Raw genomic sequence first — 8387 nt, 5'->3', positions numbered from 1 at the left:
CAGCCGCGCTCGGGCGTAGGGTGGGCCAAGCGCAGCGGGCCCACCATCCCGGCCGTGTCGGTCTGTGGTGGGCACACTTCGTTTTGCCCACCCTACGGCGTTCTTCGACCGTCGGGGGGTGGCCTGGGGCCGTGACGGTTCGGTCGTGTTCCGGACAGATCCGGGCCTTGGCTTGGTCCGATCCTGCCTCCCCTTGGGCGTACGGCGTGGGGCCCTGGTAGGAGGCCAGCGCTCTGGCCGATCCAGCGCCGGCCGAGAGACAGGCCTTCGATCCCCGGGCGCTAGTCCTTAAGCAGCGATTGTTTCTGCCGCTATCCCTCGCGAGAACGCTTTCTTGTTAGCATGATCGTACACAGGCAGCGCTTGCCGCTGCCGCTACCCGTGCCAGGTGCCATGTACGAAGCCTTCTACAACCTCAGGGAAAAACCCTTCGCGATCCTGCCGGATCCCGGCTACCTGTATTTCGGGGAGCGGCACACGCTTGCCTACACCGTGCTGGAGTACGGCGTGGTGCACGGGGCCGGGTTCACGGTGATCACCGGCGAGGTGGGTTGCGGCAAGACGACACTGATCCGGCACCTGCTCGACAGCATCGAGCAGGACGTGACCGTGGGGCTGATCTCGAATACGCGCCAGGACATTGGCCAGCTGCTGAAGTGGGTGCTGCTGGCCTTCGATCAGCCCTATGACTCCGATGACACGGTGGCGCTGTTCGACCAGCTGCAGCGCTTCCTGATCGACGAATACGCCCAGGGCCGGCGCACGGTGCTGATCATCGACGAGGCGCAGAACCTCGGCATCAGCACCCTGGAGGAGCTGCGCATGCTCTCCAACATCAACGCCGACCGGGATCAGCTGCTGCAGATGGTGCTGGTGGGGCAGCCGCAGCTGAAGCATCTCCTGTCCCGGCCGGAGCTCGAGCAGTTCGCGCAGCGGGTTTCGGCCGACTTCCACATCGAGCCGCTTGCCGCGGACGAGGTGGGCGCCTACATCCGGCACCGGCTGCAGGTCGCCGGCCGGGACGAACCCCTGTTCGAAGACGACGCGATCGCGCGCATCGCCGAGACGACGGGGGGCACCCCCCGCAAGATCAATATCCTCTGCGACACCGCACTCGTTTACGGCTTCTCGCAGGGAGCCGAGTTCATCACGTCCACGGTCATCGAGGAAGTATTGCGCGACAAGGCCCGGTTCGGGGTGATGGGATCGGCGGGAACCGCAAAAGGGCCACCGCCACAGAACCCCTGGGAAGCGGATGCCGCGGACAACCGCGCTACGCGCCCCCGCGATGACCAGGCTGCGCGCGCCGTCCTCGCCGCGATGTTCGACCGCAAGAAGTAAGGCGGCGGCATAAAGGGGGACAGATTTATAAATCTGTCCCCCTTTATACCCTCGTCCCCCCTTTTATGCCCTCGATCCCGCGTCGCGCAGCGGCACGTCCTCGTAAATGGTGGCGAGCGGAATGTCGAGATTCAGGCAGGTGCAGGGGACGGCGCCCTCGGTAAAGCGCAGTGTCGTCCAGGTCTCGCCCTCCCGCCGATGGAGTTCGGCCTCGATGCGATCCTGCGCGAGCAGCAGGTATTCCTGCAGGCTGGGGATCTGCGTGTAGGCATAGAGCTTTTCGCGCCGGTCGATGCGCGCGGTGGCCTCGGAGAGCACCTCAACGATCAGGCAGGGGCGTTGGCGGAAGTAGGTCTCGCGATCCTGCGGATCGCAGGACAGAAGCAGGTCCGGGTAGTAGAAGGCAACCTCGCCTGCCACCTCGACGCGCAGCTTCATGTCGGCCATGAACAGCTGGCAGTCGGTGCCCCGTACGTGGGGATGTAGTGCGGTGGCCAGATTCAGGGCCATCAGCCCATGGCGATCGCTGGCCCCGACCATCGCGTAGGTCTCACCGCCGACGAACTCGTGCCGCACCTCGGTGGTCCGCTCGCCCTCGAGATACTCCTGTTCCGACACGCGCTGCCTTGGTGCCACTTGCGCCATGATTCACTCCTCGCTGGCCTGCCCCGATGATAAGACATGCCTTGTCCAAGGGTCGACGTTTGCGGGTTTTCGGGGTAGCGGGGCCTGGGGGGCTGCACTCCGCCGGAAGCCTCAGCGGGACCCGCGGCCGAGGAGCACGACTTCGACGGTCTGGGCGATGGTGAGCAGGTCGAGGGACATGCTCTGGTTCTTCACGTAGTAGAGGTCGTACTGCAGCTTCTCCAGCGCGTCCTTCTGCGATGCGCCGTAGGGGTAGTTGATCTGGGCCCAACCAGTCAGGCCGGGCTTCACCCAGTGCCGGTGCTGATAGTGCGGGAGGTGTTCCGTGAGCTGACGGACGAAGATCGGACGCTCCGGTCGGGGTCCGACGAAGCTCATGTCGCCGCGCAGCACGTTGAACAGCTGCGGCAGCTCGTCCAGGCGCACCTTGCGCATGAAGCGCCCGAAGCGGGTGATGCGCGGGTCCTCCTCCTGCGCCCAGCGCGCGACCCCGTCGCTCTCGGCGTCCATCACCATGCTGCGGAATTTCAGCAGCGTGAAGTGTCGCCCGAACTGGCCGACGCGCGTCTGCCGGAACAGGATCGACCCGCGGCCGCGGCTCTCGATCAGGATCCCGAGCGCGGTGAGCAGCATGAACGGCCAGGCCACGAAGAGGAGGGCCAGCGTGGTGATGATGTCCAGTTGCCGCTTGGCGACATCGCGGTAGAAGCTCTGACGGAACCCGCGCGAGAAGATCATCTTGCTGGGACGAAGGTTGTCGAGCTTCAGCACACCGGCTTCCCGTTCGAAGAAATCCGGGATCTCCATCACGTCGATGCCGGTCATCTTGCAGGCGATCAATTCGTCGAACGGGAACCCGCCGCGGGCATCGTCCAGAGCGATCACGACGTCGTCCACCAGGTTGATCTGCGCGTACTGCGCCAGGGGCAGCTCCGGCTTCACCACCCGCTGCGCATCGACCTGCGTGGTCTCGCCCTCACCGGGCACGAAGCCCACCAGCTCGAAGGGATTCCGATCACCGCGGGGTCGGATCTCGTTCAGCAGATCGGCGTTGCGGCCGGCGCCCAGGACCAGTACGCGGCGCTTGAAGGCCCTTTGATCCAGCAGCCGCAGACCGATCAGGCGCGTTGCAAGCAGCCCGACGATCGAGATCGCGAAGGCCAGCAGGAGTTCTGAACGCGCCAGCGCCAGGCTCGGCATCAGGTAAAACACGATCGCCAGCGCCCCCGCCCCGAGGATCAGGCCGGCGCCGACGCGCAGCAGCAGGCTGCTGAGCCCGTGCGACACCCCTTGACGGTAGAGCCCCATGCTGAGCAGCCCCAGCAGATTCGCGCTGGCGAAGACGAACATCGTGATGTTCAGGTTGGCGGTCGCCCCGCTTGGCGCGGCCGCGTCCGCCGCCAGCCCGAGGGAACCCGCAAGATAGAGCGCCCCCATCAGCACGATGAACTCCGTCAGCGCCAGGAGGATCAGGGACGTTGAGACATCCCGCCCCAGAATCTGCACGTGCCCATGGCGTAGACGCAGCTGTCGGCGCACGCCCTTGTTGGCAAGGGCGGAACGGGGCAGCACGTAGATCTCAGCGACGGAATTCGGATCCTCCGGCTGGATGGGCCCCGGTTCGATTGGTTTTGACTCGCTGGCTCTCTCGTTTCGTCTCATAACTTCGCCCTTCTCGTGGCAGGCCCGGAGCAGCCGTTGTGCCAAAACCTCGGAAAAAATCCGATAGTACGCCGATCGTGATTGATATTGCGTGAACATCCCGCAGGGTGGCAATCGGAAAAATGCACATTTCATGCCGGCCTGAAGAATGGCGCCACCCCGCCGTTTTCAACGGCTTGAGATGCTCGAATGTCCATCCGGCTGGCAATCCTCGTCGATCAGGTGACCAATATGGTCAACCCGCTCCCTCGGGGTATAGGGGCAATCAGAAGCGAGGATGGAGCTGGCATGGGGTCGGACCAAGGCAAGTGATTGAATCGCAATCAGAAAGACCACGTTTTCGGGAATCATAATGGCCTTACACGGCCTATTTTGGCCGCCAAAATGGGCGCAGAAAGGGCGCGCTATGCCGCCGGCAAAGGGCAATGGATGCGCGGCACTGGCTGAGCCCGCGCATGGAGGGAGTTTTTCGGCTCCGAAAATGGCGCTCTAAGGGCCCCAGGAGGGCCATTCACAGCGGTATTTTTTTCGTAAAAACAACGAGTCCGCCTGGTCCGATCCCGGCCTCCCCCACTAGATCAAGCCTGCTGTACTTGCCAGGGGTTGATGGTGCGCACGCCCGTGGGCTCGAAATCGGCTGTGTTTCGGGTGACAACTGGCATCCCGTGGACGAGTGCGGTGGCGGCAATCAGGGCGTCCCGAACGGGCCTTGGGTTGGGTACGTGGAGAGCGGCGCTGCGCAGCGCTACCGCGGTATCGACAGGGAGCACTCGGCCTTCGAACGCAGGCAATACGTGCGCATTGAGCCAAGCCCGCAGGAGTGCGCCCTGGGTGCCATCCCGACGTTCGGCGAGCAACACACCCATCTCCAGCTCCTGGATCGTGATCACGGAGAGATAAAGCGTGCTGGCATCCACGGTCTCCGCCCACGTCGCGACGCTGGGGTGCGCCCTTCCGGCACGCACTTTGCGCAACTCCGACACGACGTTGGTGTCGAGGAGAAACATCAGGACAGGTCGGCCGGCTGGGCACGATCCCGCGCAGTCGGAATTTCAAGCTCCACTTCCTCCACGCCCGGCATCGCAAGCAAGTCGGCGATCTTCTGTGGTCCGGCGGCCAACCTCTGATACTCCTGGATGCTCAATAGGACATGCGCCGGCCGCCCCCGATCCGTGATGAACACCGGACCCTCTTTGGCTGCCTTCTTCGCCTCGCTCGCGCGCTGGTTGAATTCACGGCTCGTGAAAGTCGTCATCTGTTCAATTACCTCCCAACGTCATTTGTAGTTACGTTACTACTAAAGCCGCTTGGGCGCAACATGGCACCGGCCGGGCCTCCGGGGTCGGACCAAGTCAAGTGGTTGAACCGGCTCAACAAATACCGGCATCTTGAGGGCTGAATCTGCCTTAAACGGGGCTTTTGGGGCCCGAAAACAGGGGTCCAGCCGTTGGCGAGGTCGCTGAACCGGACAAGCTAACTGTCATGGCACACGCAGCCCCCCGACGATGAAAATCTCCCCGCCCCCGCTTGAGGGGGTAAATCCACCGGGAACGACTCGAACCGCCGAAGGCGGGCCCAAAGGGTGGAGGGCAGGATGCCCGGAGTAACGCTTGGGGTGGGGGTGCGGCCCTCACCCCTGACCCCTCTCCCGCAAGCGGGAGAGGGGAGAAATGCGCGACCTTCACGTTAATCGAAATGATGCACGGGCGGGGTCTTGCGCTTGGAGGGGCATTTTTCGGGCGGAAAATGGCGCTCTAAGCGCGCTAGCAGTGCCATTCTGGGCATGGTTTTGCTCTAAAAACAGAAAGTTGGCTTGGTCCGACCCCGGAGCGCGCTTCTACGCGTCGAAGACCGCCTCGATGCGGGCCTTGATCTTGGCGTCGGCATCCGGGCCGTACAGGGTGGTGCCCGGCTCGAAACGGTCGCAGAAGGCGTAGGCGAACTTCAGGTCCTTCACGCCGAGGGCGCCGAACAGGCGGGCCTCCCACGAGTGGTCGTCGGCATTGGGGATCAGCGTCGGCCAGCCGTCGGGGCCGGGCGCGAGGATCGGTCCGAAGAACACGACGCCGGGCAGGTTCTTGAGGCGCAGCGCGCAGCTGCCCTCGGTCACGCCGGCCATCGGCAGGAAGTCGATGGTGCGCGAGAGGCGCTGCTTGCGGTTGAAGGCGATGTCCACGGTTCCGCCGGCAGCCCGGATCGCGGGGGCCTCCGCCTCGAAGGCCAGCACCTCGACGCCGGCGCCGCGCCAGGCATCGAGGTCGCGGGCGCCACGGCGGCTCGGCAGGAACAGGTAGGCAAGGGCAGTGACTTCTCGGATCGCCGCGGCGGTGGCCTCGGAGAATGGCGGCGCATTGACGAGAACGCCGCCCAGCTCGCGGTCGTCGATCAGCCATACGGTAGGTTCGTGGTCGCCCACGCGATAGATGCGACGGTCGCGCAGTTCCAGCAGTGGCTCACCGACGATGGGTTCCGACATGTGCAGGCTCCGGTGTTGTGAAAGCGCACACCTTAGTGTCGCGGGCGTGTGCGCAGGCAAGAAACCGGAGTCCCCGGAGCTGGAATTTCCGAACAACGGGGAAATAAACCAGTCCCCTTTTTGCCGAGAGGAGTCGCCTACGAAGGCCGGTCGGCTTCGAAGGGATTAAGCACGATGATCCCGTTTAGATCCTGGCCATGCTGAAGATCCTCTGAGAGGAGGTAACGGCACTCTGAAACGCCCGCCGCGCCGACGATCAGTGCATCCCACCAGGAGAAAGCGAATCGCTTTTCAATCAACCAGGCGGCTTCGAGCACCGCTGAATCGATCTGTACCGGCTGCCATGTGAGCAGATCGCGGATGTCGGCCCGTGCCATCTCCGGATCGAGGCCGGGCGAAAGCCGGCGCGTCACTACCTGATAATATTCCTGAAGCACCTGAAAGCTGAGCCGCCCCGAGCCCTGGCTCCAAAGGGTATGTATCCACTCGACCGCCAGTTCATGCTTCTGGGGCTCGCTGGCATCCCGGCCGTAGACCAGCACGTTGGTATCAACGAAGTACCGATCGGTCATACAGCTGCTCCCGCGAGGGATAACTCGAGCCGGCATCCTTCAATGCCTCTCGCGGCCGCGCCATGTAACGTTCCAGCGCCGCGCGGCGCTCGGATTCCTTCTGCCGGCGCTCCCCGAGCATGTGGCCAACGAGCCGTGAAACGCTGGTGCCGCGCTTCGCCGCCTCGATCCGCACCCAGCGTGCTGTCTCTTCGTCCAACGTGATGGTAATGTTTTTCATGGACACGAAATTAGTGTGGCACTGGTTTCGTGTCAATGCCGCCGCAGCACCGCGGTCGCTGCGGGAAACGGGGGACAGAGAAACGTACACAGATCTGTTTTCCGGATCCGCAGTTCCAGCAGTGGCTCACCGACGATCGGGTCCGACAGGTGCAGGCTCCGGTGTTGCCGTTGTTGCCTCGCCCCGGCCCCCTTCACGCGTGGTCTGGTCCGACCCTCGGTCCTCAGCGATCCATCAGGTCGAGCCGCTTTTCGGTGCGCTCAATGCGGCGGGTGAGCCCTGGACGTTATCGCGGTCGCTGCCGGCGAGGGCATAGAGCCTGCCGCAGGTGCGCACGTGCCGTTTTCACGATTATCCATTGCCAAATTATACAACCGGATTCGCTCTTTCTTTCAACGGTTTGCGGGAACCGAGTTGTGGGAACCGAGCCTTCTCTCTGGTCCCGATGCCGGAACAACGGGCGCCGGCCGCGGCTCAGTCGAAGCCCTTTTCGCGGGCCTGGGCGGCAAGCTGGAGGCGGGAGCGGATGCCGAGCTTTTCGTAGATGTTGTGGAGGTGGATCTTGATGGTGCCCACGCTGAGGGCGAGGCGGGCGGCGATGTCCTTGTTGTTGAGGCCCTCCATCACCAGGCGGGTGACCTCCTGCTCGCGCGGGGAGAGGCGGTCGACGAACTCGCCGCGGCTGTTCTCCTGTTCCTGCAGACGCTCGACGACGCGGGCCATGGACTTGGTCTCGAGCCAGCGGCCGCCGTCGTGGACCTTGCGGATGCACTGCAGCACCAGGCGCGTTGGCATCTCCTTCAGCAGGATGCCCTCGACCCGCAGCCGCATCGCCTCCACCGCCTCCTCGTCGTCGATCCCGGTGACGAAGAACACGATGCGGGTGGACACGCCCTCGTCGCGGAGCTGCCGCAGCACCTCGAGGCCGTCGATGTCGGCCAGGTTCATGCCGGTGAGCAGGATGTCCGGGCGGTTCTGCCGCACGCTCTCCAATGCCTCCACCCCGGTGTCACAGGCGTCGAGTATCTCCATGTCCGGCTCGTCCCCGATCAGGGACCGCAGCCCCTCGATCACGATCGGTTGACGGTCCGCAAGCACGATGCGGATGCTCATCGCGGGGCTTCTCCTTTACTGGAACTGGATGCCGGAACCCCCGGCGGTTGCTCGCCGCCCAGCGGCATACCGCGGGAAAGACGGATCCGCGGTTCCCTAATCCAGGCGGGGAGGCGGAGCGGTGGTGGGTGGCGGCTCATCCGAAGATTATATGCAAGTTTTCCGGGTTTTCACCCACTTCCGATAGCACCGGGGGTGGTTTGCACTATTGCGAGGGGTTTGTTGGGGGGTTGGAGCGGCCGAGCAGGATCGCGCCGGTAGGGGGTTGTGGGAGCGGCTTCCAGCCGCGATCCGCGGTGAGCCCTGTGCCCAGGGCCATCGCGGCCAGAGGCCGCTCCCACAAGAGGGCTCGCCTCCT

Annotated in this window: 9 protein-coding genes; 1 reads left to right on the top strand and 8 read right to left on the bottom strand. The window is 64.1% G+C overall.

Features of this window, described 5'->3' with window-relative positions:
- The first annotated feature begins 393 nt into the window (after positions 1–393).
- A complete protein-coding gene (locus ACESMN_RS12725; protein ID WP_373053980.1) occupies positions 394–1341 on the top strand; it encodes an ExeA family protein in 948 nt (315 codons plus the stop codon).
- A gap of 63 nt (positions 1342–1404) precedes the next feature.
- Here the strand turns inward: ACESMN_RS12725 and ACESMN_RS12720 are convergent, their stop codons facing one another.
- From ACESMN_RS12720 to ACESMN_RS12685, 8 genes are all read right to left on the bottom strand, one after another.
- On the bottom strand, positions 1405–1986 hold the full coding sequence (locus tag ACESMN_RS12720) for a Uma2 family endonuclease (protein WP_373053979.1): 582 nt from the start codon (positions 1984–1986) through the stop codon (positions 1405–1407).
- Between the two features lie 111 nt (positions 1987–2097).
- The gene (locus ACESMN_RS12715; protein ID WP_373053978.1) at positions 2098–3558 is read right to left on the bottom strand and encodes a TIGR03013 family XrtA/PEP-CTERM system glycosyltransferase; all 1461 of its coding nucleotides are present in this window, start codon (positions 3556–3558) and stop codon (positions 2098–2100) included.
- A 668-nt stretch (positions 3559–4226) separates the two neighbouring features.
- Complete coding sequence (locus ACESMN_RS12710) at positions 4227–4655, bottom strand: type II toxin-antitoxin system VapC family toxin (RefSeq protein ID WP_373053977.1); 429 nt, start codon at positions 4653–4655, stop codon at positions 4227–4229.
- The gene (locus tag ACESMN_RS12705) at positions 4655–4903 is read right to left on the bottom strand and encodes a type II toxin-antitoxin system Phd/YefM family antitoxin (RefSeq protein ID WP_373053976.1); all 249 of its coding nucleotides are present in this window, start codon (positions 4901–4903) and stop codon (positions 4655–4657) included. The genes ACESMN_RS12710 and ACESMN_RS12705 overlap by 1 nt, the downstream gene beginning before the upstream one ends.
- A 582-nt stretch (positions 4904–5485) precedes the next feature.
- A complete protein-coding gene (locus ACESMN_RS12700; RefSeq protein WP_373053975.1) occupies positions 5486–6124 on the bottom strand; it encodes a hypothetical protein in 639 nt (212 codons plus the stop codon).
- Between the two features lie 137 nt (positions 6125–6261).
- A complete protein-coding gene (locus ACESMN_RS12695; protein ID WP_373053974.1) occupies positions 6262–6696 on the bottom strand; it encodes a PIN domain-containing protein in 435 nt (144 codons plus the stop codon).
- Positions 6674–6916: a hypothetical protein gene (locus ACESMN_RS12690; RefSeq protein WP_373053973.1), complete on the bottom strand. Its 243-nt coding sequence runs from the start codon at positions 6914–6916 to the stop codon at positions 6674–6676. Before ACESMN_RS12690 ends, ACESMN_RS12695 begins: the two co-directional genes overlap by 23 nt.
- Before the next feature lie 474 nt (positions 6917–7390).
- Complete coding sequence (locus ACESMN_RS12685; RefSeq protein WP_373053972.1) at positions 7391–8029, bottom strand: response regulator; 639 nt, start codon at positions 8027–8029, stop codon at positions 7391–7393.
- Positions 8030–8387: the final 358 nt, after the last annotated feature.

Source organism: Thioalkalivibrio sp. (assembly GCF_041690275.1).
In the GTDB taxonomy this organism is placed as follows: domain Bacteria; phylum Pseudomonadota; class Gammaproteobacteria; order Ectothiorhodospirales; family Ectothiorhodospiraceae; genus Thioalkalivibrio.
This window is presented reverse-complemented; position numbering and strand designations above follow the sequence as displayed.

Excerpts from the sequence above, each read along its gene's own strand:
- ACESMN_RS12720 (WP_373053979.1), bottom strand. The coding sequence starts at position 1,986 with ATGGCGCAAGTGGCACCAAGGCAGCGCGTGTCGGAACAGGAGTATCTC.
- ACESMN_RS12725 (WP_373053980.1), top strand. The coding sequence starts at position 394 with ATGTACGAAGCCTTCTACAACCTCAGGGAAAAACCCTTCGCGATCCTG.
- ACESMN_RS12690 (WP_373053973.1), bottom strand. The coding sequence starts at position 6,916 with ATGAAAAACATTACCATCACGTTGGACGAAGAGACAGCACGCTGGGTG.
- ACESMN_RS12695 (WP_373053974.1), bottom strand. The coding sequence starts at position 6,696 with ATGACCGATCGGTACTTCGTTGATACCAACGTGCTGGTCTACGGCCGG.
- ACESMN_RS12685 (WP_373053972.1), bottom strand. The coding sequence starts at position 8,029 with ATGAGCATCCGCATCGTGCTTGCGGACCGTCAACCGATCGTGATCGAG.
- ACESMN_RS12700 (WP_373053975.1), bottom strand. The coding sequence starts at position 6,124 with ATGTCGGAACCCATCGTCGGTGAGCCACTGCTGGAACTGCGCGACCGT.
- ACESMN_RS12710 (WP_373053977.1), bottom strand. The coding sequence starts at position 4,655 with ATGTTTCTCCTCGACACCAACGTCGTGTCGGAGTTGCGCAAAGTGCGT.
- ACESMN_RS12705 (WP_373053976.1), bottom strand. The coding sequence starts at position 4,903 with ATGACGACTTTCACGAGCCGTGAATTCAACCAGCGCGCGAGCGAGGCG.